This window comes from Kosakonia radicincitans DSM 16656 (assembly GCF_000280495.2).
In the GTDB taxonomy this organism is placed as follows: Bacteria; Pseudomonadota; Gammaproteobacteria; order Enterobacterales; family Enterobacteriaceae; genus Kosakonia; species Kosakonia radicincitans.
In genome coordinates this window covers 2,246,183-2,268,376 of the sequence record NZ_CP018016.1, presented here as the reverse complement: position 1 = coordinate 2,268,376, position 22,194 = coordinate 2,246,183, and the positions used below count along the sequence as shown (strand labels likewise).

At 54.4% G+C, this 22,194-nt stretch carries 22 protein-coding genes; 10 read left to right on the top strand and 12 right to left on the bottom strand.

Translation table 11 applies throughout. From position 1 onward, the window contains the following. Positions 1–11: 11 nt before the first annotated feature. Together dadX and Y71_RS11105 are read right to left on the bottom strand one after the other, a co-directional pair. Positions 12–1,082: a catabolic alanine racemase DadX gene (gene dadX / locus Y71_RS11110; RefSeq protein ID WP_007371661.1), complete on the bottom strand. Its 1,071-nt coding sequence runs from the start codon at positions 1,080–1,082 to the stop codon at positions 12–14. Between the two features lie 18 nt (positions 1,083–1,100). After that, a complete protein-coding gene (locus Y71_RS11105) occupies positions 1,101–2,399 on the bottom strand; it encodes a D-amino acid dehydrogenase (protein WP_007371660.1) in 1,299 nt (432 codons plus the stop codon). 318 nt (positions 2,400–2,717) lie between these two features. On the opposite strand from Y71_RS11105, the gene Y71_RS11100 reads away from it, so the two are divergent. After that, positions 2,718–4,250, top strand: a complete 1,533-nt coding sequence (locus Y71_RS11100; protein WP_007371659.1) for a SpoVR family protein — start codon at positions 2,718–2,720, stop codon at positions 4,248–4,250. 36 nt (positions 4,251–4,286) lie between these two features. Here the strand turns inward: Y71_RS11100 and fadR are convergent, their stop codons facing one another. Then, the gene (fadR, locus tag Y71_RS11095; protein WP_007371658.1) at positions 4,287–5,006 is read right to left on the bottom strand and encodes a fatty acid metabolism transcriptional regulator FadR; all 720 of its coding nucleotides are present in this window, start codon (positions 5,004–5,006) and stop codon (positions 4,287–4,289) included. Positions 5,007–5,335: 329 nt separating this feature from the next. On the opposite strand from fadR, the gene dsbB reads away from it, so the two are divergent. Continuing rightward, positions 5,336–5,866 (top strand): disulfide bond formation protein DsbB, encoded by a 531-nt coding sequence (dsbB, locus tag Y71_RS11090; protein ID WP_035887433.1) that lies wholly within the window; start codon positions 5,336–5,338, stop codon positions 5,864–5,866. 369 nt (positions 5,867–6,235) lie between these two features. Here dsbB and ycgN read toward each other — a convergent pair whose 3' ends face one another. The 3 genes from ycgN to Y71_RS11075 form a co-directional block, all read right to left on the bottom strand. Next, entirely contained in the window at positions 6,236–6,682 is a 447-nt protein-coding gene (gene ycgN / locus Y71_RS11085) for a cysteine cluster protein YcgN (protein WP_007371656.1), read from the bottom strand. Positions 6,683–6,775: 93 nt separating this feature from the next. Next, positions 6,776–7,435 carry a fumarylacetoacetate hydrolase family protein gene (locus Y71_RS11080; RefSeq protein ID WP_007371655.1) on the bottom strand — a complete coding sequence of 220 codons (660 nt, stop codon included), beginning with the start codon at positions 7,433–7,435 and terminating at the stop codon, positions 6,776–6,778. A 143-nt stretch (positions 7,436–7,578) separates the two neighbouring features. Then, a complete protein-coding gene (locus tag Y71_RS11075) occupies positions 7,579–7,854 on the bottom strand; it encodes a YcgL domain-containing protein (protein ID WP_035887435.1) in 276 nt (91 codons plus the stop codon). Positions 7,855–7,977: 123 nt separating this feature from the next. On the opposite strand from Y71_RS11075, the gene minC reads away from it, so the two are divergent. Genes minC through minE form a run of 3 tightly spaced genes read left to right on the top strand, consistent with a single transcriptional unit; the run spans position 7,978 to position 9,775 of the window. Further along, complete coding sequence (gene minC, locus Y71_RS11070; RefSeq protein ID WP_007371653.1) at positions 7,978–8,670, top strand: septum site-determining protein MinC; 693 nt, start codon at positions 7,978–7,980, stop codon at positions 8,668–8,670. 22 nt (positions 8,671–8,692) lie between these two features. After that, positions 8,693–9,505 carry a septum site-determining protein MinD gene (gene minD, locus Y71_RS11065; protein WP_007371652.1) on the top strand — a complete coding sequence of 271 codons (813 nt, stop codon included), beginning with the start codon at positions 8,693–8,695 and terminating at the stop codon, positions 9,503–9,505. 3 nt (positions 9,506–9,508) lie between these two features. Further along, positions 9,509–9,775 carry a cell division topological specificity factor MinE gene (gene minE, locus Y71_RS11060; RefSeq protein WP_007371651.1) on the top strand — a complete coding sequence of 89 codons (267 nt, stop codon included), beginning with the start codon at positions 9,509–9,511 and terminating at the stop codon, positions 9,773–9,775. Between the two features lie 87 nt (positions 9,776–9,862). Here the strand turns inward: minE and rnd are convergent, their stop codons facing one another. The 5 genes from rnd to yoaA form a co-directional block, all read right to left on the bottom strand. Beyond that, the gene (rnd, locus tag Y71_RS11055; RefSeq protein WP_007371650.1) at positions 9,863–10,978 is read right to left on the bottom strand and encodes a ribonuclease D; all 1,116 of its coding nucleotides are present in this window, start codon (positions 10,976–10,978) and stop codon (positions 9,863–9,865) included. Between the two features lie 83 nt (positions 10,979–11,061). Next, positions 11,062–12,747: a long-chain-fatty-acid--CoA ligase FadD gene (fadD, locus tag Y71_RS11050; protein WP_007371649.1), complete on the bottom strand. Its 1,686-nt coding sequence runs from the start codon at positions 12,745–12,747 to the stop codon at positions 11,062–11,064. Between the two features lie 205 nt (positions 12,748–12,952). Continuing rightward, on the bottom strand, positions 12,953–13,543 hold the full coding sequence (locus Y71_RS11040; protein ID WP_007371648.1) for a Slp/YeaY family lipoprotein: 591 nt from the start codon (positions 13,541–13,543) through the stop codon (positions 12,953–12,955). Positions 13,544–13,579: 36 nt separating this feature from the next. Next, positions 13,580–14,275 (bottom strand): tRNA (adenosine(37)-N6)-threonylcarbamoyltransferase complex dimerization subunit type 1 TsaB, encoded by a 696-nt coding sequence (gene tsaB / locus Y71_RS11035; protein ID WP_007371647.1) that lies wholly within the window; start codon positions 14,273–14,275, stop codon positions 13,580–13,582. A 58-nt stretch (positions 14,276–14,333) separates the two neighbouring features. Next, on the bottom strand, positions 14,334–16,244 hold the full coding sequence (yoaA, locus tag Y71_RS11030; RefSeq protein WP_007371646.1) for a DNA repair helicase YoaA: 1,911 nt from the start codon (positions 16,242–16,244) through the stop codon (positions 14,334–14,336). Between the two features lie 111 nt (positions 16,245–16,355). Between yoaA and Y71_RS11025 the strand changes: the two genes are divergently transcribed. Further along, a complete protein-coding gene (locus tag Y71_RS11025) occupies positions 16,356–16,700 on the top strand; it encodes a RidA family protein (RefSeq protein ID WP_007371645.1) in 345 nt (114 codons plus the stop codon). On the opposite strand, the gene Y71_RS11020 is transcribed toward Y71_RS11025, so the two are convergent. Then, positions 16,701–16,883 (bottom strand): YoaH family protein, encoded by a 183-nt coding sequence (locus tag Y71_RS11020; RefSeq protein WP_007371644.1) that lies wholly within the window; start codon positions 16,881–16,883, stop codon positions 16,701–16,703. Positions 16,884–16,964: 81 nt separating this feature from the next. On the opposite strand from Y71_RS11020, the gene pabB reads away from it, so the two are divergent. The 4 genes from pabB (at position 16,965) to Y71_RS11000 (ending at position 22,192) form a co-directional block, all read left to right on the top strand. Further along, positions 16,965–18,317 (top strand): aminodeoxychorismate synthase component 1, encoded by a 1,353-nt coding sequence (gene pabB / locus Y71_RS11015; RefSeq protein WP_007371643.1) that lies wholly within the window; start codon positions 16,965–16,967, stop codon positions 18,315–18,317. Positions 18,318–18,320: 3 nt separating this feature from the next. Beyond that, positions 18,321–18,899, top strand: coding sequence for a CoA pyrophosphatase (locus Y71_RS11010; protein ID WP_007371642.1), 579 nt, complete (start codon positions 18,321–18,323; stop codon positions 18,897–18,899). A 173-nt stretch (positions 18,900–19,072) separates the two neighbouring features. Further along, a complete protein-coding gene (sdaA, locus tag Y71_RS11005; protein WP_007371641.1) occupies positions 19,073–20,437 on the top strand; it encodes an L-serine ammonia-lyase in 1,365 nt (454 codons plus the stop codon). A gap of 156 nt (positions 20,438–20,593) precedes the next feature. Further along, positions 20,594–22,192: an EAL domain-containing protein gene (locus Y71_RS11000; RefSeq protein WP_007371640.1), complete on the top strand. Its 1,599-nt coding sequence runs from the start codon at positions 20,594–20,596 to the stop codon at positions 22,190–22,192. The last annotated feature ends 2 nt before the right edge of the window (positions 22,193–22,194 follow it).

Below are 22,194 nucleotides of genomic sequence, written 5' to 3'. Positions count from 1 at the left end.
CCCGCAGTAAGTTACACCGTCACAACAGGCACGCGCGGCGCCAGTGCGCACATCAGTTCGTACCCAACCGTGCCTGCTGCCGCAGCGACTTCATCGATTTTTATCTCCTTGCCCCACAGTTCAACCGGCGTACCGATACCGGCCTGCGGGCAAGGCGTTAAATCGACCGTAAGCATATCCATCGAAATCGCGCCGACCGTGCCGGTGCGAATTCCATCGACCAGTACCGGCGTGCCGGAAGGCGCAATGCGCGGATAACCATCGGCATAACCGCAGGCCACCACACCGATACGCTGCTCCTCGCTCGCGCGATAGCGGCAACCATAACCGACCGTTTCGCCCGCTTTTAACGTTTGCACCGCGATAATTTCGCTGCTGAGCGTCATCACCGGCCGAATACCGCTGTTGGCGACATCCTGCCATTGACCGGAAGGCGATGCGCCATACAGCACAATACCCGGACGCACCCAGTCGAAATGCGCTTCAGGATGCCATAGCGTCGCCGCAGAGTTGGACAACGATCGCGGCGCATCCAGCCCTTCCGCCGCCTGCGCAATACGCGCCATCGGCCCGGCGATGCCGTCCGGGCGTTCAGCTTCGGCAAAGTGCGACATCAGGGTAATGCTGCTTACGTTGTTAATCGCCCGCAGTTGCTGCCACACGGTATGCACGCGATCCGGCATAAAGCCAAGGCGATTCATGCCGCTGTTAATCTTCAGATAGATATCCAGCGGCGCTTGCAGTTGCGCATTTTGTAACGCCTTAATCTGCCAGTTGCTGTGCAGGCTGGTGGTCAGCCGGTATTTATCGAATAGCGGTAATTCATCGGCGTGAAAAAAACCTTCCAGCATCAGAATCGGCCCTTTCCAGCCGCGTTCACGCAGCAAAATGGCCTCTTCGAGATTCAGCATCGCAAAACCATCCGTGCTGGCAAGCGAACGCCAGACACGATCGATACCGTGACCATATGCATTCGCCTTGACCACTGACCAGACCTTAGCTGTTGGCGCAGCCCGACGCACGACCTGTAAGTTATTGCCCAACGCCTGCAAGTCCAGCGAGGCCATAATCGGACGAGACATCATTTTTCCTTATATTTATCAGTTATGAACGCCATGCAGATGCTGTGCGCGTGCCGGGGTAAAGCCGGGTAAATAGCGGGCAACGGAGAGATCGTCAGCCGCAATAGCAGGCGTTTTGCCGGACATTAAATCACTGAGCAACTGGCCGGAACCACAGGCCATCGTCCAGCCCAGCGTACCGTGACCAGTGTTGAGCCACAGATTTTTATACGGCGTACGGCCAACAACCGGCGTACCGTCCGGCGTCATCGGACGCAGGCCGGTCCAGAATGTCGCATCTTCAACGCGACCACCGCGCGGGAAGAGATCGCGTACCACCATTTCCAGCGTTTCGCGACGCGGTTGCAGCAGCTCGGTGTTGAAACCGACAATTTCCGCCATGCCGCCGACACGAATACGCTTATCAAAGCGCGTAATGGCGATTTTGTAGGTTTCATCGAGGATAGTGGAAACCGGCGCGCCGTCTTCCTGCGCGACAGGAATCGTCAGTGAGTAGCCTTTCAGCGGGTATACCGGAATATCAACGATGCCTTTCAGCAGTCCGGTTGACCAGGAGCCGAAGGCCATCACATACGCATCGGCTTTTACCACTTCTTCGCCGCACTTCACGCCATAGATGTTTTCGCCTTCATACAGCAGACGATCCACCGGAGTATTGAAACGAAAGACCACCCCGGCCTGCTCTGCCATGCTGGCAAGTTGCTGAGTAAAAAGCTGGCAGTCGCCGGTTTCATCATTTGGCAAACGCAGGCCGCCGGTTAATTTGTGCGCCACTTCCGCCAGCGCAGGCTCTACCTCAGCCAGACGTGCGGATTCCAGCAACTGGTAAGGAACGCCTGCATCCTGCAACACGGCAATGTCGCGGGTGGCGTTTTCATACTGTGCAGCGGTGCGGAAGAGCTGCAAGGTACCGCCCTGCCGCCCTTCATACTGAATACCGGTTGTCTCACGTAGCAACTTCAGGCAGTCGCGGCTGTACTCTGCCAGCCGCACCATACGCCCTTTGTTCTCTGCATAGTGCCGGGCGTCGCAGTTACGCAGCATCTGCCACATCCATTTCAGCTGCGATGAGGTGCCGTCAAGGCTGATAGCAAGCGGTGCATGGCGCTGGAACATCCATTTGATGGCCTTCAGCGGCACACCCGGCGCGGCCCAGGGCGCGGCATAACCGGGGGAAATCTGCCCGGCATTACCGGCGCTGGTTTCCTGTGCCGGACCAGGCTGGCGGTCAATGACCGTGACATCATGACCCGCCTGACGCAAATACCAGGCACTGGCGACGCCCACAACGCCGCTTCCCAATACAACAACTCGCATATCCCTCTCCTGTGAGTAAAGCACAATCGTCTAATTACAAATTGATAACCCAGATGAAAATATTATTCAACATATGGCTTTTTTATGGTGACATTCCTCACAGCCTCACCGTATCACAAGGCCTGCGATTATTTAGCATCTCCTGCTGCGCGACATTTCGCCGCAGTATAAAATTTTGCAAAAGCAGCGATTAAGGCCGGTGACAGGATCAAAAATCGCGAACAAAAAAAGTGCCATGACGTACAGAATTGATTGCGTGTTCTATGCTTGAAATGAGACGCTCCATACAGAGAGTGTTCTAACAATGAGGGCGCGCTAATGGCTACGATTGACTCAATGAATAAGGACTCTATTCGTCTGAGTGATGGACCCGACTGGACTTTTGATCTACTGGATGTCTATCTGGCCGAAATCGACCGGGTGGCAAAACTTTATCGCCTGGATACTTATCCGCATCAAATTGAAGTCATTACTTCAGAACAGATGATGGATGCCTACTCCAGCGTCGGTATGCCAATCAACTACCCTCACTGGTCGTTTGGTAAGAAATTCATTGAAACCGAACGGCTCTATAAACACGGGCAACAGGGGCTGGCTTACGAGATTGTCATTAACTCCAACCCGTGTATCGCTTATCTGATGGAAGAAAATACCATCACCATGCAAGCGCTGGTGATGGCGCATGCCTGCTATGGGCACAACTCTTTCTTTAAGAATAACTACCTGTTCCGTAGCTGGACCGACGCCAGTTCGATTGTCGATTACCTCATTTTCGCGCGGAAATACATTACCGACTGCGAAGAGCGGTACGGCGTCGATGAAGTCGAAAAGCTGCTCGACTCGTGCCATGCGTTGATGAACTACGGAGTGGATCGCTATAAACGTCCGCAAAAAATCTCGTTGCAGGAGGAGAAAGCCCGGCAGAAAAGCCGCGAGGAGTATCTGCAAAGCCAGGTGAATATGCTGTGGCGTACGCTGCCGAAACGCGAAGAGGAGCCAACCATCGCCGAAGCGCGCCGTTATCCGTCTGAGCCGCAGGAAAACCTGCTCTATTTTATGGAGAAGAACGCGCCGTTGCTGGAGTCATGGCAGCGTGAGATCCTGCGCATCGTGCGTAAAGTCAGCCAGTATTTCTACCCGCAAAAACAGACGCAGGTAATGAATGAAGGCTGGGCGACTTTCTGGCATTACACCATCCTTAATCATCTCTATGACGAAGGGAAAGTGACCGACCGCTTTATGCTGGAATTCCTGCACAGCCACACTAACGTTGTGTTCCAGCCCCCCTATAACAGCCCGTGGTACAGCGGGATTAACCCGTATGCACTTGGCTTTGCCATGTTCCAGGATATTAAGCGTATTTGCCAGTCACCGACGGACGAAGACCGCTACTGGTTCCCGGATATTGCCGGTTCCGACTGGCTGGACACGCTGCATTTCGCCATGCGCGATTTTAAAGATGAAAGCTTCATTAGCCAGTTTATGTCGCCGAAAATCATGCGTGATTTCCGCTTCTTTACCGTGCTGGATGACGATCGCAATAACTACCTGGAGATCGCGGCAATCCATAATGAAGAGGGATACCGGGAAATTCGCTCGCGCCTGTCGTCGCAGTACAACCTCAGCAACCTGGAACCCAACATTCAGGTCTGGAATGTCGATCTGCGCGGCGATCGCTCATTAACGCTGCGTTATATTCCGCATAACCGCGCGCCGCTGGATAAAAGCCGCCGCGAAGTTCTGAAACACGTGCATCGCCTGTGGGGGTTTGATGTGCTGCTGGAACAGCAAAATGAAGATGGCAGCGTGGAACTGCTGGAAAGATGCCCGCCCCGCCAGAGCAGCCTGTAACGAAAAAACCCTCTGTACGCAGAGGGTTTTTTTTGCTTAACGGACCTGCAATGCTAAATCGCCAGGCATCGTTTTTTGCATACGGTGCCAGATTTCACCGCTTTCATGGCCGTAACGACGCACCAGCTCATAGACTTTTTCGTACTGCGCCTGTTCACACACTTCGGCAAGCTGGTGATAAAAACCCAGCGCCAGGCTGCGGGCTTCCGGGCTGGAGAAGTAATGACGCCCGATGCGTGTGTACAGCCCTTTCATGCCGTTGAGGATCAGCCCATAGATCGGGTTGCCGGAAGCAAACGCCAGCCCACGGAAAACGTTGTAATCGAGATCGGCGAACGCATCGGCGTGATCTTCCACCTCGCGCGCTTTGGCCAATACCTGCAACGCTTGATCCGGATGCAGGCGGAATGCCGTACGAATAAAAATCGTTGAGATATTGGTACGCACCGACAGCAGATTATCGATCAACTGAGGAACGCTTTCGTGATCCAGACGCGCCAGTGTTTCGAGAATATTCAGCCCCGATGTTTCCCAGAAATTATTCACTTTCGTGGGTTTGCCGTGCTGAATCGTCAACCAGCCATCACGTGCCAGACGCTGCAACACTTCGCGCAACGTGGTACGAGTGACGCCGATCAGTTCAGAGAGTTCGCGTTCAGCCGGAAGAATCGATCCTGGCGGAAAGCGACTATTCCAGATACTTTCGATAATGTATTCTTCCGCGAAACCCGCCGGGCTCTGCGCCTTAATGACCATAGACAAATTTCCATTACACAGCTAAGCAAAGGACACTCATCATACCAGACCCCGTCCGGGGCAGGTAGCGTACGGCAAGAAGAAAAAAAGGGATCGCATCTCCATTTTCGTGATTTTACAAGGCTTAACCCTGTTTTAAGCAGGCCTTTCATTTGAAACAAACCAGAATCTATCAATATTTTGTTTCGCGCAAAATAGCAGCAAGTTTATTCCCAATTTGACATTCCGCATGATAAACATTCGATTACGTATTATTTTGATGCCTGCTAGTGGCCTCTACAATGATTTCGTTTACACTGCGTTGTCTACGCATCTCCAGGGAAAAGATTATGTTGCGATATTTAAATGAGTGCTCGCGTGGGCGCGGTGCCTGGATTCTTATGGCACTCACTGCGTTTGCACTTGAAATGGTCGCGCTGTGGTTCCAGCATGTGATGCTGCTGAAACCCTGCGTGCTTTGTATTTATGAACGTTGTGCGCTATTTGGCGTGATGGGCGCAGGTATTGTGGGAGCCATTGCACCTAAAACGCCGCTCCGCTATGTCGCTCTGGTTATCTGGATTTACAGCGCTTTTCGCGGTATCCAGCTCGCCTGGGAGCATACGATGATTCAGTTGCACCCTTCGCCGTTTATGACCTGCGATTTCGCCGCGCGTTTTCCTGAGTGGCTACCTCTCAATAAATGGCTACCGCAAGTGTTTGTTGCTACAGGTGATTGTGCAGAACGTCAGTGGGAGTTTCTGACGCTGGACATGCCGCAATGGCTGCTGGGTATTTTTGTTGCTTATCTGATTGTCGCTCTGCTGGTGCTGATCGCCCAGCCGTTCAAACCGAAAAAACGCGATCTGTTCGGTCGCTAAAAAAACGCTCCTTCGGGAGCGTTTTTTTATGCCTCACCTACCGGGCGCAAAACCGTGGCAGTTATCAGCGTCAGTCGTTGAAAAAACAACGGCGAACTGTTTGCGATTTAGTATAAAAAAGAGCCGTGGAGGCGGGCAGTCAATGTATCCATTCTGCTTTCAGGCGCGGCAATGACTCACTGCATTACCAGCCTCAACAGCTAAAGATCGTCTGACGCTTCGCTTCAGATTTAATTGACTGCGTACACCATTAATTTCACTGAAAATCTCAGGTGATATTTCGACGATATATAAAACGTGAAGGTGAAGAGCAATTAATTGCTGCTTAATAAATTAACGCTTTATTTTCGTGACAGAGGCTTCGGCAGATCAATCCGCCCATTCAGGTTTATTGAGGATATGGTCCTGCCAGTCCTGGACTTCCGACTCTTTCACTGCAATATGCCGTACCGAGATACGCTCCGCATGCATTGCCGCTTTCGAACCTGTACGCAGTGGGTGCCACAGCGGCAGCGATTTCCCTTCAGCCAGCAGGCGGTAAGCGCAACTCGGCGGCAGCCATTCGAAGGTGGGCAGATTTTCGCGCGTCAGCTTAATGCAGTCCGGTTCGTATTCGAAGCGCCGCTCGTAGTTGCGACACTGGCAGGTTTTGATATTCAACTGACGGCAGGCAACGTTGGTGAAGTAGATCTCGTCGGTGTCTTCATCCATCAGTTTATGCAGGCAGCACTGACCGCAGCCGTCGCACAGCGATTCCCACTCCGCGTCCGTCATTTGTTCGAGAGTTTTGCTTTGCCAGAAAGGAGTGTCGCTCATGATGAAATCCGCCATTGAAATCCAGGGTGCACCTTATAACCAGTCTGGCATGCGGATGCAAGTTTTGCCGCCGGATTAAGGCGGCAAATTGCCTTACAGAACGCGGGTCGACAGGGAAAAACCGTTGAAACTGACTTCCAGCTCGTCGCCGCTGTGCAGCGGACCAACGCCGTCCGGCGTACCGGTCAGGATCACATCTCCCGCTTTCAGCGTAAAGAAGCGGCTCATATAAGCGATCAGCGGTACGATTTTGTGGATCATATCCGCCGTGGTGCCCTGCTGGCGCACTTCACCGTTGATTTTCAGCCCGAGCGGCGTATTTTGCGGATCGCTGGTAAATTCCGCCGCCGGAATGAAACCGGAGATCGGGCAGGAGTTGTCAAAGCCTTTGGCTTTTTCCCACGGTTGCCCCGCTTTCTTCATTTTGCCTTGCAGATCGCGCAGCGTAAGATCGAGCGCAACGCCGTAGCCGGCAATCGCTTTTTTGACGTGCTCTTCCGTTGCCTGGCGCAATGTCGCGCCAATCAGCACGGCCAGCTCTACTTCGTGATGCACAGAGCCAAAATCCTGCGGCAGAGCCAGCGGCTGGCGAATATCGCACAGCGCGGTTTCTGGTTTGATAAACAGCACCGGCTCTTCAGGGGTGGCGCTCCCCATCTCCTGAATATGTTTCGCATAGTTGCTGCCAACGCAAACCACTTTACTCACCGGGTAATCCAGCAGTGCGCCCTGCCAGTTATGATGTTGATACATGTTTTTCCCCTAAGTAACACATTGAACATGAGCGAAAAATGACTATCCGCGCCGTCTGACAGTTTGTCAAATCTCAATATGTTACGGCTTTTGCCGCAAGGAAAATAAGCAGCGGCAGAAAATTCTGCCGCTGTGGGGGGAGATTATTGTTTGTCGTTATCAGCAAGATGCTGTTTGAGTAAATTTTCCGGCGGTGGCGGTAATTGCAAATAATAGCCCTGAGTGGTCAGCGCCTCTTTTACTTTTTCCAAATCGGCACCGGCCAGTTTTTTACGCCCGTCGAGGGGTAAAATCATTGCCAGCTGCGGTTGACCAAAACTTTGCATTAAAGTTTCCGGCACGCGGGAAAAATCGTCTCTTTTTTCGACATACAGATAAGTCTGATCGCGTCGGGTACTTCGGTAGATCACACAAAACATACTTTATACTCGGAATTAGCGGGTGGTTACTTGCCTGAATATAATAGTGACTATAACATGCCTGATAGTCTTCGGAATATTGCTCCGTATGCGAGCGATAATAGCAAAATGAGTAAGGTCAGGATGTCAAACACGCCCATCGAGCTAAAAGGCAGTAGTTTTACCTTATCAGTGGTTCACTTGCATGATGCAAAACCCGAGGTTATTCGTCAGGCGTTAGAAGACAAAATCGCTCAGGCTCCTGCTTTTCTACAACATGCCCCCGTGGTTGTTAATGTCTCTGCGCTGGAAGGCCCCGTTAACTGGCCCCAGTTACAAAAGACTATTGCCGCAACCGGGCTACGCGTTGTCGGCATCAGCGGTTGTAAAGATACCGAACTGAAAGCAGAAATCGAACGTGCCGGGCTTCCCTTACTGACAGAAGGCAAAGAGAAAGCGCCGCGTCAGGTCAGCGCCCCGGAACCCGTACCGGTTGTTACTCCGGTCACAAAAACACGCTTGATTGATATGCCCGTTCGTTCCGGTCAGCGCATTTATGCACCACACTGTGATCTGATTGTCACCAGCCACGTTAGCGCAGGCGCTGAGTTAATTGCCGACGGCAATATCCACGTCTACGGCATGATGCGCGGACGCGCACTGGCGGGTGCCAGCGGTGATAAAGACGCACAAATATTTTGCACACATCTCACGCCGGAGCTGGTCTCCATCGCGGGAGAATACTGGCTGAGCGATAAAATCCCGGCCGAATTTTATGGCAAAGCAGCGCGTTTGCAGTTAATTAACGACGCTTTGACAATTCAACCCTTAAATTAAGCCCTTTTAACAAGGAACTCCTATGGCACGCATTATTGTTGTTACTTCGGGTAAAGGGGGCGTTGGCAAGACCACCTCCAGCGCGGCCATCGCTACTGGTTTAGCCCAGAAGGGCAAAAAGACCGTGGTTATCGATTTCGATATTGGGCTGCGTAACCTTGACCTGATCATGGGTTGCGAGCGCCGCGTCGTGTACGATTTCGTGAACGTCATTCAGGGCGATGCCACGCTGAACCAGGCGCTGATTAAAGATAAGCGCACGGAAAATCTCTATATTCTCCCGGCGTCGCAGACTCGCGACAAAGACGCCCTCACCCGCGATGGGGTGGATAAGGTGCTCGAAGATCTGAAGAAAATGGACTTCGATTTTATTGTCTGCGACTCCCCGGCGGGCATCGAAACCGGTGCGCTGATGGCGCTCTATTTCGCCGATGAAGCAATTATTACTACCAACCCGGAAGTCTCGTCTGTACGCGACTCTGACCGTATCCTCGGCATTCTGGCTTCCAAGTCGCGCCGCGCGGAAAATGGTGAAGAGCCGATTAAAGAGCATCTGCTGCTGACCCGCTATAACCCCGGTCGTGTGAACCGTGGCGACATGCTGAGCATGGAAGATGTGCTGGAAATTCTGCGTATCAAACTGGTTGGCGTGATCCCGGAAGATCAATCCGTGCTGCGCGCGTCGAACCAGGGTGAGCCTGTGATTCTGGATACCAACGCTGACGCCGGTAAAGCATATGCCGATGCCGTCGACCGTCTGCTGGGAGAAGAACGCCCTTTCCGCTTCATCGAAGAAGAGAAGAAAGGTTTCCTCAAACGCCTGTTCGGAGGATAAGTTATGGCATTACTCGACTTTTTTCTCTCCAGAAAAAAGAATACCGCCAGCATTGCGAAAGAGCGGCTGCAAATTATTGTTGCGGAACGTCGTCGTAGTGACGCGGAACCCCATTATTTACCGCAGCTCAAGCGGGATATTCTGGAAGTGATCTGCAAGTACGTGCAAATCGATCCGGAAATGGTAACCGTGCAGCTGGAACAAAAAGGGGACGATATTTCCATTCTTGAACTTAACGTTACCCTGCCGGAAACGGAAGAAACGAAATAAAGCTCCCGTTTTCCGGGCATAAAAAAAGGCAGAAGAAATTCTGCCTTTTTGTTTATTTCAGCGAAATACTGTGATTATTTACAGTTATTAATTCGGGTATTCTGCTAATAATGTTTTCAGTTGATCGGCCATCAATTCTCCGCGCCAGCCGCTGATTAATTCCGGCAAAGTATTCTGCGGTTTTAACTTCCAGTGCCAGTTCAGTAACTGATTAATCTGCCGACGGGAAGCCATCAGCTCAACGCTGATATTGTGGCTTTCGCTGATGGTCTGCACCAGCGCTTTGATCGCTTTGAATGCTTTACGATAACCTGGCATATCCATCAGATTGAGCAGCGGCTCCGGCAATTCCTCTTCCGGCAGCGCCTGCGCCTGCGCGACCAGCGCCAGCAGCGTTTTCCCGTGGTAACGGATCTCACTGCCGGAAAGGCCGATACTGTCCAGTTCGCCCATGCTGGAAGGCATATAGCGCGCCACCGCCCACAGGTTCTCTTCGCGCACCACAAAATTAACCGCCAGATCGCGCTCACGGGCTTTACGCAGACGCCAGTCTGCCAGCAGGCGCAGGCAGGCCAGCTGGCGCGTACGCAACTGCCAGGCGTTGCCAATCTCGCGCCACGCCTCTTCCGGGGCCAGCACTTCCTGGCGGCGCTGCATCATCAGGCGACACTCATCCAGCGCCGCTTCCAGCCGCCCGGCCGCGCGGGTTTCCGCCATCAACTTGTCGGCTATCGGCAGCAGATACCAGACGTCAGCGGCAGCATAATCACACTGGCGCTCCGTCAGCGGCCGCGCCAGCCAGTCGGTGCGGGATTCGCTTTTATCAATCGTCAGGCCGGTAAACTCTTCCACCATCGCGGCAAATCCCCATGACAGCGGACGACCGCAAAATGCGGCGAGGATCTGGGTATCAATCATCGGCTGCGGATGTACGCCGAATGCGTTGAGGAACACTTCCAGATCTTCACTGCCGGCATGCAGGTATTTGATTACCTGGGTGTTGATCAGCAGATCGCGAAACGGCGCCCACTCGGTAATGGTCAGCGGATCGATCAGTGCCGTATGTTCGCCATCAAAAAGCTGGATCAGACCGAGTTGCGGATAGTAGGTACGGGTACGGACAAATTCGGTATCCAGGGCAATGGCCGGGAACGCGCTGGCGGCTTCACACAGCGTAGCCAGCCCGTCATTCGTCGTTATCATCTGGTAATTCAAATCATCATCTCTTTAGTTTGCGCCCATAAAAAACGCCGGCTTAACCGGCGTTCAGGCGACTAACGCATAGCTCAGGCTTTATTGTCCACTTTGGCGCGCGCTTCGTCACGCAATTCTCGCCGCAGGATCTTGCCAACGTTCGATTTTGGCAGTTCATTGCGAAATTCGACCAGCTTCGGCACTTTATATCCGGTGAGCTGGCGACGGCAGAAGGCGATTAGTGCATCTTCGCTCAGCGACGCATCTTTTTTCACCACGAAGATCTTCACCGCTTCGCCGCTGTTTTCGGACGGAACCCCTACGGCGGCCACTTCCAGTACCCCGGCATGCTGCATGACAACATCTTCGATTTCATTCGGATAGACGTTAAAGCCGGAGACGAGGATCATATCTTTCTTGCGATCGACAATGCGCAGGAATCCCTCTTCGTCCATCACCGCAATATCACCGGTATGCAGCCAGCCGTCGCGGATAATTTCATCCGTGGCATCCGGGCGCTGCCAGTAACCCAGCATCACCTGCGGCCCTTTTACGCACAGCTCACCAGGCTCGCCCGGCGGCACTTCGTTGTTGTTGTCATCTACCAGTTTGGCTTCAGTCGACGGCACCGGCAGGCCAATGCTGCCGCTGTGATAATCGATATCGTGCGGGTTGACGCTCACCAGCGGCGCGCATTCCGTCAGGCCGTAGCCTTCAAGCAGATACTGACCGGTCAGTTTCACCCAGCGATCGGCAACGGCCTGTTGCACCGGCATACCGCCGCCAGCGGAAAGATGCAGCGAGGAGAAATCCAGCGAGCGGAACTCTTCATTGTTCAGCAGCGCGTTAAATAATGTGTTCACACCGGTCATTGCAGTGAACGGATATTTGCTCAGCTCTTTGACCAGCCCCGGAATGTCGCGCGGGTTGGTGATCAGCAAGTTCTGCCCGCCGAGTTCAATAAACAGCAGGCAGTTCATGGTCAGCGCGAAAATGTGATACAGCGGTAGCGCTGTGACAACCAGCTCTTTGCCGCGGTGCAACAGCGGCCCGTAAGTTGCGTTAACCTGCTCCAGGTTCGCCAGCATGTTGCGATGAGTGAGCATCGCCCCTTTTGCGACACCGGTTGTACCACCGGTATATTGCAGAAACGCCAAATCCCCGGCGACAACTTCCGGCTTGACGTACTGCATGCGATAGCCGGTTTGCAGCGCGCGACGAAAAGAGATGGCATCCGGCAGGTGATACTTCGGTACCAGGCGTTTCACGTATTTGACGACAAAGTTCACCAGCGTGCCTTTCGCCGGAGAGAGTTGATCGCCCATGCGGGTCAGAATGACGTGACGTACCTGCGTCTTCTCAACGATCTTTTCCAGGGTATGCGCAAAGTTGGAGACAATCACAATCGCGGAAGAGCCGCTGTCATTCAGTTGATGCTCAAGTTCACGCGGGGTGTAAAGCGGATTCACGTTCACCACAATCATGCCCGCGCGCAAAATGCCGAACAACGCGACCGGATATTGCAGCAGGTTTGGCATCATCAACGCAACGCGATCGCCCTTTTTCAGCCCCAGTCCTTGCTGTAAATAAGCGGCAAATGCCCGGCTACGCTCTTCCAGCTTGCGGAAGGTCATCACCTCGCCCATGTTGATGAAGGCGGGTTGATCGGCGTAATGCGCGACGGAGTGTTCAAAAAGTTCTACCAGGGATTGATAACGGTCGGGGTTGATCTCCGCCGGAACATCGGCGGGGTAACGGTTAAGCCAAACCTTCTTCAATGAATCACCTCTGAAATGAGTATTTTTGGTCATCACAACCCCATTTAATAAACAAGCCGTTAACATAATATTAACTCAGCGTACCAGTTTATTAATTAAGCGAATTGAAGGTTGCGAAGCCCGTCACTAATTATTTTTGTTATACACAGCCACAGACAGAAACAGCGGCTTAGCCGCTGTCTCATTTATTCAATAAAACAAGAGATTACTCTGTCACGATGGTCTCTACACGGGCGGGTTCTGGCGGGTACCAGCCCCAGCCAGGATAACCTGTTCGCCATCCGTGTCGGCCAGGCGGCCCCCAAAACCACGGGTCTATCGGCTGAGGCGGCATCATCACTTGTTGGGTCAGATGCCAGCGTTTATAGCCGGTCGCCTGCATCACCATAAATTTGTAAGGGGCGTCACCGATTTTACCATCCGCAGTGCCGGTGATCGGTCCAACCACTGTGACCAGCTGATTACGGAAATCAACCGGATCGAGGAAGCCGTTAACTTCCGCATAAATTCGCCCGACCGACGGCTCGCCCAGTACCGGACGGGCGCCGCTGTCGAGCGGTACGGAGGCGATCTCCAGACGGGTTTTCCCCTGCTGATTCTGGATATCAACGACTTTGCCGCCGAAGCGGGCTTCCTGGCCGACGTACAGCGACGGCGCACTCATCACCCGGACTAAATCGTCCTGCGGCGTGGGACTGGTTCCTTTAATCGCGTCAGGCACAGAAACACAACCACTCAACACCGCCGTTGCCAATCCTGTCAGCAACCAGCGCATAACTCTTTTTTGACCCGCCATGATGCGACTCCTTCACTCAGTTGTTATTACTGAGATTCATTCCCGGCCAGGAAGTTTCTTCCATGCCACTTCGTTACGTAAATAAACCGGTTCAGCGTGCTCGACGGCAACGGTTTTCTTTGCTGCGAACAGTTGTTGCGCAAGCGGCAGCATATCTTCTGCAGTCGGGAGCAGAATTTCACCGTCTGTCAGCGTCAGCGCATTACCGTTACCCATCTCCGGCCATGCCGGCCAGCCGGTACCGACCGTTGCCCATTGACCTTCAAGTTGCTGAAGACGAGCGCTCACTGCTTCCGGTTTGAGCACCGCTTCTGTCTCTTCGCCGTGCCAGACGCCCTGCTCGTCACGCTGGTATTCCGCCCAGTAGACTTCCCCCATACGTGCATCAATCGCGGCAAGTACGCGGGTTGCGCCAGTTTTACGCCATGCGCCCTGCGCCATTGTTGCCAGCGTTGAAACGCCAATCATCGGCAGTTCGGCGCCCAGCGCAAGGCCCTGCGCAATACCAATACCAATGCGCACGCCGGTAAAACTCCCCGGCCCGCGGCCAAAAGCCAGCGCATCAAGTTGTGTCAATTTAAGATCGGCGTCACCCAGCACATCCCTGACCAGCGGCAGGATGCGTTGGGTATGTTCACGTGGGCAAAGTTCGAAATGAGCGAAGGTAGTACCATCGTTCCACAGGGCGACAGAACAGGCTTCTGTGGCGGTATCAATAGCCAGAATTCGCATGGGTATAGCGGTCCATGAAAAACAAAATGGCGCGCATCTTACCACAGTCCCCGGCAAATTACTGCGCCGGGCGCGCAGCAAGAAATTCAACGGCGCGGCGAATATCCCGTGTGCGAGGCGCGGGCGGCAGGCTGGCGAGGAACACCGCGCCATAGGGCCGCATCACCAGGCGGTTATCGCAAATCACCAGCACGCCGCGGTCGTCGATGTCGCGGATCAAACGCCCGACGCCCTGTTTCAGCGTAATGACCGCATCCGGGAGTTGCACCTCATCGAACGGATCGCCGCCGCGCAGACGGCAATCTTCCATGCGCGCTTTTAACAGCGGATCTTCCGGCGAAGTAAACGGCAGTTTATCGATGATCACCAGCGACAGCGTATCGCCGCGCACATCCACGCCTTCCCAGAAACTGCTGGTTGCCACCAGCAGCGCGTTACCGGCGCTGACGAACTGTTGCAGCAGCTGGCCTTTACTGGTTTCGCCCTGCAACAGCACCGGCAGACTCATCGTGGCGCGGAACTGCTCTGCCAGTTCGCGCATCATGGCGTGCGAAGTACAGAGCATAAAACAGCGGCCATTGTTGGCTTCAATCATTGGGCGCAGCATAGCCGCCAGTTGCCGGGCTGAACCGGGCTGGTTGGTCTGCGGCAGATTGCGCGGCACGCACAGCAGCGCCTGATGCTGATAATCGAAAGGACTCGGCAGCAGCAGCGATTCCGCCTCGTCGATCCCGAGACGCGCCGTAAAGTGATGCAGATCGTCATTCACGGAAAGCGTCGCCGAAGTGAAAATCCAGCTCCCCTTTTTCTGCGCCATCACCTCTTTGAACTTATCCGCCACCGTCAGCGGCGTCAGCGCAAGGGTGAAGTTGCGCGAGGTGCATTCATACCAGTAGCTGTAACCAGGTTGATTAATCTCTTTCAGACGCTTGAGCCGCGCGCGGTAAGTGGTCGCCCGCTCAAAAGCGGCATCAAGTAGCGCCGAGCGGCCAAGGGAGAGTTTCGCCACGTCGTAGCACAATTCCAGCGCATCATCGAGCAGCAGCAGCGCGCGCTGGATATTGGCATCGCCCAGCAATTCACGCAGGTTACCGCGATAACCGGGTTCACCAAGTTGCAGACGGAAATCCTGCGTGCTTTGCGCCAGGCGGTCGGCGCATTTTTGCAGCTGCGCGGTATCTTTTAATTCGGTGCGATAAGCAATGGTGAAATCTTTCGCCAGATCCAGTAACTGGCGGCTGGAGAGCGACTGGCCGAAATACTGGCTGGCGATGTCCGGAAGCTGGTGCGCCTCGTCGAAAATCATCACGTCAGCCTCCGGGATAAGCTCACCGAAGCCGCTCTCTTTCACCACCATATCGGCGAGAAACAGATGATGGTTCACCACCACCACGTCAGCATCCATCGCCTTTTTCCGCGCTTTGACCACAAAGCAATCTTTGTACATCGGGCAATCGCTGCCCAGGCAGTTGTCGTTGGTGCTGGTGACCAGCGGCCAGGCCTGCGAATCCTCGGCTACGCTGACGCAGGTGCTGATATCGCCATCGGTAGTCTGGTTTGACCAGGAGCGCAGAAGAATCACATCACTCAGGGTTTGTACCGGCAGATCGCCGCCAGCCAGCGCCTGCTGTTCCAGACGTTCAATACAGAGGTAGTTAGAGCGGCCTTTCAGCAGTGCAGTACGCCCGGTGAATTCCAGCGCGTTGGCTACCGTGGGCAGATCGCGGCTGTAGAGCTGATCCTGCAATGCTTTTGAACCGGTGGAGATAATCACTTTTTTACCGGCGCGTAAGGCGGGAGCGAGATAGGCGTAAGTTTTCCCGGTGCCGGTACCGGCTTCCACCACCAGCGGCTGAGTGTTGTCGATGGCCTGCATCACGGCGTGCGCCATCTGGCGCTGCGGTTCACGCGGTTTGAATCCCGGTATCGCTTTGGCCAGTTGGCCGTCTGTTGCAAAATCGTCCGTCACACTACCCCCTGGTTAAATCGACAGTGATTATGTCAGGGTGGGCGGATTTACGCCAGCCGGGTTTTTGTGGCACTCTTGCCCGCGACTGTATGGAAAATAAGAAGGTGTGTTATGACAATTGTGCGTATTGACGCGGCGGAGCGCTGGTCTGATGTGGTGATCCACAACCAGACCCTTTATTACACCGGGGTGCCGGAAAATCTGGACGCCGATGCGTTTGAGCAGACAGCAAATACGCTGGCGCAAATCGATGCTGTGCTGGCAAAGCAAGGCAGTGACAAATCACGCATCCTCGATGCCACTATTTTTCTGCCCGATAGCAACGACTTCGCCGCGATGAATAAAGCGTGGGACGCGTGGGTTGTTGCGGGCCATGCGCCTGTGCGCTGCACCGTGCAGGCAAAGCTGATGAATCCGCACTATAAAGTGGAAATCAAAATCATCGCCGCGCTGTAATTACTCGTCCTCTTCGTCTTCAAAGCGCGCCACGATCCGTTCGCCCGTGTGGTTGGCGCGCAACTCTGCAGCAACCTGCGTAATCGCCTGGCCGCTGCTCATGCCGCCGGCCATTAACTCCTGGATACGCTCCACGGCTTTTTGCTGCTGCTCGTGGCTGAGGGAAGGTAAACCTGCAAACATCGTGAACTCCTGCTAAATTATGGGCGCTAATTATTTCATGCGTCCGCATAATTCACCAGCCGAAGACGCAGATGAGGATCAATGAAGACGTTATCCCCCGCCGTTATTACGTTACCGTGGCGCCGCGATGCAGCCGAATACTACTTTGCGCCACTTAGCCAGCAGCCCTGGGCGATGTTGCTGCACTCTGGTCTCGCCGAGCACCCGCATAACCGTTTCGATATCCTGGTTGCCGATCCGCTAACCACGATCACGACCCGCGGCGAAATAACCTCGCTTAACGATAGGCGTGAAAGCCGAAGCGATCCATTGCAACTGCTGCAACAACAGCTGGATGCGCACAATCTGCATCCGGCACACAACCCGGATTTGCCCTTTCAGGGCGGCGCACTCGGTCTGTTTGGCTACGACTTAGGCCGCCGCTTCGAAAAACTGCCGCAACGTGCACAGGCGGATATTACCTTACCTGATATGGCCGTTGGCATTTATGACTGGGCGCTGGTCGTTGACCACCAATTGCAGCGGGTTACGCTGCTGAGCCATGCCGATGTCGATGCCCGGCTGGCCTGGCTGCAGGCACAACGCGCGCCGCAGCAGGACGATTTCCGGCTGACGTCGCCGTGGCAGGCAAATATGAGCCGCGCCGAATACGGTGAAAAATTCCGCCAGGTGCAGGAGTGGCTGCACAGCGGCGACTGTTACCAGGTTAACCTCGCTCAGCGTTTTCAGGCACACTATGTGGGCGATGAGTGGCAGGCATTTTCCCGCCTTAACCGCGAAAACCGCGCGCCATTCAGTGCGTTTTTACGCCTGCCGCAGGGCGCCATATTAAGCCTTTCTCCGGAACGTTTTATTCGTCTTGATGGCTCGCACATCGAGACGCGGCCGATCAAAGGTACGTTGCCGAGGCTGGCCGATCCGCAAGCGGATGCGCAGCAGGCGCAGAAACTCGCCGCCTCGCCGAAAGATCGCGCCGAGAATCTGATGATTGTCGATTTGATGCGTAATGATATTGGCCGCGTGGCGACGCCGGGTTCGGTACGCGTGCCGGAACTGTTTGTCGTCGAACCCTTCCCCGCCGTCCATCACCTTGTCAGTACCGTCACGGCAGAACTGCCGGAGGGGCGCCACGCCAGCGATCTGCTGCGGGCCGCGTTCCCTGGCGGCTCGATTACCGGCGCACCCAAAGTTCGCGCCATGGAAATTATTGATACTCTGGAACCACAGCGACGCAATGCCTGGTGCGGCAGCATCGGTTATCTGAGCTTTTGCGGCAATATGGACACCAGCATTACCATCCGTACGTTAACCGCCTGTGACGGGCAAATATACTGCTCTGCGGGCGGTGGGATTGTCGCTGACAGCCTGGAAGAAGCGGAGTATCAGGAAACTTTTGATAAAGTTAATCGTATCCTGCGACAACTGGAGAAATGATTCGTGGAGCAAGCGGCTTTAACTCTGGATGATTTTTTGTCACGTTTTCAACTGTTACGCCCCCAGCTCAACCCGGCGGTGATGAATACACGCCAGGCCGCAGTGCTGGTACCTGTAGTGCGGCGCCTGCAGCCGGGTCTGCTACTGACGCAGCGCTCTCCACTGCTGCGTAAACATGCCGGTCAGGTTGCTTTTCCCGGTGGCGCGGTCGACAGTACCGATACATCGCTGATTGCCGCCGCGCTGCGGGAAGCGCAGGAAGAGGTGGCGATCCCTCCCGAGGCGGTGGAAGTCATCGGCGTTCTGCCGCCGGTCGATAGTGTCACCGGCTTTCAGGTCACGCCGGTGGTGGGCATTATTCCGCCGGATCTTCACTACCATGCCAGCGAAGATGAAGTGGCGGCGGTTTTCGAAATGCCGCTGGCCGAAGCGCTGCGGCTTGGGCGCTACCATCCGCTCGACATCCATCGCCACGGTAACGCGCATCGCGTGTGGCTCTCCTGGTATCAGCATTATTTTGTCTGGGGCATGACGGCCGGAATTATTCGTTCGCTGGCGCTGCAAATTGGCCGCAAGCCTTGACTATACTTTACACATAACATTTTTGTGACAGCGTGCGCGCTATTAGTAATATCAGGGTTAGCCATTAGTTTAATTCATGTGAATAGTTAAGCTGACGGCTGTCATCCCTCTTACACTATGCGCAGTTATTACATCGTTACTGGAACGCCGGTAACCCTGTCAGGAGCGTTAATGTGATTAGTATATTCGACATGTTTAAGGTGGGGATTGGCCCCTCATCTTCCCACACTGTTGGCCCAATGAAGGCCGGGAAGCAGTTCGTCGATGATCTGGTCGAAAAAGGATTGCTGGAAAGCGTTACTCGCGTTGCGGTGGACGTTTACGGCTCACTTTCCCTCACCGGGAAAGGTCACCATACCGATATCGCCATCATTATGGGTCTCGCAGGTAATGAGCCTGCCACCGTCGATATCGACGCTATCCCCACGTTTATCCGCGACGTAGAGACTCGCGGTCGTCTGCTGCTGGCGCAGGGCCGCCACGAAGTGGATTTCCCGCAGGATGACGGAATGCGTTTTCACAGTGATAACCTCTCGCTGCATGAAAACGGTATGCGCATCTCAGCGTGGAATGGCGATAATGTGGTGTACAGCAAAACCTACTATTCCATTGGCGGCGGTTTTATCGTCGATGAAGAGCATTTCGGTCAGGAGACGGTCAGCGCCGTCAATGTGCCCTGGCCCTTCAAATCCGCCACTCAGATGCTGGAGTATTGCAAAGAGACGGGCTTGTCCCTCTCCGGCATGGTGATGCAGAACGAACTGGCGCTGCACTCGAAAAAAGAGATCGAAGACTATTTCGGTAACGTCTGGGCAACCATGCGCGCCTGTATCGATCGCGGCATGAACACCGAAGGCGTGCTGCCTGGGCCGCTGCGCGTACCGCGCCGGGCTTCCGCGCTGCGCCGTCTGCTGGTCGCCAGCGATAAACTCTCCCACGATCCGATGAACGTGGTCGACTGGGTGAACATGTTCGCGCTGGCGGTGAACGAAGAGAACGCTGCCGGGGGCCGCGTGGTGACTGCGCCAACAAATGGCGCCTGCGGTATCGTGCCCGCCGTGCTGGCCTATTACGATCACTTTATTGAATCCGTCAGCCCGGATATCTACATTCGTTACTTCCTGGCTGCCGGTGCCATCGGCACGCTCTATAAAATGAACGCCTCCATTTCCGGGGCGGAAGTCGGTTGCCAGGGCGAAGTTGGCGTAGCCTGTTCCATGGCAGCGGCGGGTCTGGCTGAACTACTTGGCGCAAGCCCGGAGCAGGTTTGCGTGGCGGCGGAAATCGGTATGGAGCATAACCTTGGTCTGACCTGCGATCCGGTAGCCGGGCAAGTACAGGTTCCCTGTATTGAGCGAAACGCGATTGCCTCGGTGAAAGCGATCAACGCCTCCAGGATGGCGATGCGCCGCACCAGCGCGCCGCGCGTCTCCCTCGATAAGGTGATAGAAACGATGTACGAGACCGGCAAGGATATGAACGCCAAATACCGTGAGACATCACGCGGCGGTCTGGCCATCAAAGTACAGTGTGATTAAATAAATCCGCGCCGTTCAACTGAGCGGCGTTTTTTTTGCGCTATTGCGCCAGCGGAATGATATTTCTCCGATTTGTCGTCGCTGCGTTAATTCCCCACTACACTTTCAGTGTCCTGGCAAGGATTTCACGTCGGGGAGTTCACAGGCGACAATGGCATGCAAACGGCTCAACGGATCATTAAACGATATCGACGGCGGCGCGCTATTGTCTCCGTGTCGGTTGCTATTGTCGCGCTTATTTTTACCCTGGCTTTCCGTTTTATTTCGGAGCGGAATTTAAATCACCAACGTATAACCGCGTTTACCCAACATGCTGTAAATACGTTTGATCAATTATTGCTGCCGCTGGCGGCGGGCAGCCATACGTTGATTCCATTGGTTGGTCAACCCTGCGCCAGCGTGCATTTGCAATTACGTAAACAGGCGGCCAGCCTGCAAACCGTGCGTGCTGTTGCGTTAATCCAAGACGGTATTCTTTATTGTTCCAGTATTTTTGGCTACCGCGATGTGCCAATAAAACAGGTGCAACCGTTCCTTCCCACCCGGGAACCCCTGTTGATGCTCTCGACAGACCAGACATTGCTGAAGGGTCGCCCGGTATTGATTATGTGGTACCCCACCTCTGAAGACGGGCAGGATGGCGTCATTGAAGCGGTCAATATCGATCTGCTGAGTGATTTAGTTCTGGAACCGCTGGCGCCGCTGATCACGCACGCTGTGCTGAGCGTAAGCGGCAAACATCTGGTGCATGGCAAAGGCATCATGACCACCTTACCACCGCTGGGAGATGAAAGAGCGTACCAGCGCGTATCAACGCATTTCCCTTTCAGCGTCAGCGTGAGCGGTCCGGGCGCGGCGAAACTCGCATTATTGCATCTGCCGTCGCAACTGCCGCTGGCGCTGATGATGAGTCTGCTGACCGGCTTTATCGCCTGGTTTGCGACCGCCAGCCGCATGAGTTTTTCCCGCGAGATCAACCTGGGGATTGCCGGACGCGAATTTGAGCTGTTCTGTCAGCCGTTGCTGAAAGCGCGCACATTAGAGTGTGATGGCGTAGAGATCTTGCTGCGCTGGCATAACCCGCGCCAGGGTTGGATCTCGCCGGAAGTGTTTATTTCGATAGCGGAAGAACATAACCTGATCGCGCCGCTGACACGCTACGTACTGATAGAGATTCAACAGCAACTGCATTTTTTCCCCGACGATGTCCATTTCCATATTGGTATTAACGCGGCACCGAGCCATTTACGCAACGGCGAATTGCTGCGGGACTTAAATCAGCTCTGGTTTAATCACCATCCGATGCAGCAATTAATTATCGAACTAACGGAACGCGATGTTTTGTTCGAAATGGATTCCCGAATGGTGCAGGATCTTCGGCGCCGGGGGGTAAAAATTGCGATAGATGATTTTGGCACTGGCAACAGCTCGTTGGCCTGGCTGGAACAGTTGCATCCCGACGTGCTGAAAATTGATAAATCCTTCACCAAAACCATCGGTACCGATGCCATTAATTCGATGGTCACCGATATGATCATCGCGTTAGGGCAGAGACTGAATATTGAACTGGTGGCCGAAGGGGTTGAAACCCCGCTACAGGCGCAGCATCTGCGGCAGCAGGGGGTAAATACCTTGCAGGGTTTTCTCTACGCCGAGCCAATGCCCATCAAGGCATTCCCGGCGTGGCTGGCGGGGCACAGGGAGACCCCATCAACGCGGCAAAACGGTCATGCTTTGCCTTTCACGCCGGGCTGAGG

Coding starts and splice junctions, on each gene's coding strand:
- dadX (WP_007371661.1), bottom strand. CDS start 1,082: ATGTCTCGTCCGATTATGGCCTCGCTGGACTTGCAGGCGTTGGGCAAT.
- Y71_RS11105 (WP_007371660.1), bottom strand. CDS start 2,399: ATGCGAGTTGTTGTATTGGGAAGCGGCGTTGTGGGCGTCGCCAGTGCC.
- Y71_RS11100 (WP_007371659.1), top strand. CDS start 2,718: ATGGCTACGATTGACTCAATGAATAAGGACTCTATTCGTCTGAGTGAT.
- fadR (WP_007371658.1), bottom strand. CDS start 5,006: ATGGTCATTAAGGCGCAGAGCCCGGCGGGTTTCGCGGAAGAATACATT.
- dsbB (WP_035887433.1), top strand. CDS start 5,336: ATGTTGCGATATTTAAATGAGTGCTCGCGTGGGCGCGGTGCCTGGATT.
- ycgN (WP_007371656.1), bottom strand. CDS start 6,682: ATGAGCGACACTCCTTTCTGGCAAAGCAAAACTCTCGAACAAATGACG.
- Y71_RS11080 (WP_007371655.1), bottom strand. CDS start 7,435: ATGTATCAACATCATAACTGGCAGGGCGCACTGCTGGATTACCCGGTG.
- Y71_RS11075 (WP_035887435.1), bottom strand. CDS start 7,854: ATGTTTTGTGTGATCTACCGAAGTACCCGACGCGATCAGACTTATCTG.
- minC (WP_007371653.1), top strand. CDS start 7,978: ATGTCAAACACGCCCATCGAGCTAAAAGGCAGTAGTTTTACCTTATCA.
- minD (WP_007371652.1), top strand. CDS start 8,693: ATGGCACGCATTATTGTTGTTACTTCGGGTAAAGGGGGCGTTGGCAAG.
- minE (WP_007371651.1), top strand. CDS start 9,509: ATGGCATTACTCGACTTTTTTCTCTCCAGAAAAAAGAATACCGCCAGC.
- rnd (WP_007371650.1), bottom strand. CDS start 10,978: ATGATAACGACGAATGACGGGCTGGCTACGCTGTGTGAAGCCGCCAGC.
- Y71_RS11040 (WP_007371648.1), bottom strand. CDS start 13,543: ATGGCGGGTCAAAAAAGAGTTATGCGCTGGTTGCTGACAGGATTGGCA.
- tsaB (WP_007371647.1), bottom strand. CDS start 14,275: ATGCGAATTCTGGCTATTGATACCGCCACAGAAGCCTGTTCTGTCGCC.
- Y71_RS11025 (WP_007371645.1), top strand. CDS start 16,356: ATGACAATTGTGCGTATTGACGCGGCGGAGCGCTGGTCTGATGTGGTG.
- Y71_RS11020 (WP_007371644.1), bottom strand. CDS start 16,883: ATGTTTGCAGGTTTACCTTCCCTCAGCCACGAGCAGCAGCAAAAAGCC.
- pabB (WP_007371643.1), top strand. CDS start 16,965: ATGAAGACGTTATCCCCCGCCGTTATTACGTTACCGTGGCGCCGCGAT.
- Y71_RS11000 (WP_007371640.1), top strand. CDS start 20,594: ATGCAAACGGCTCAACGGATCATTAAACGATATCGACGGCGGCGCGCT.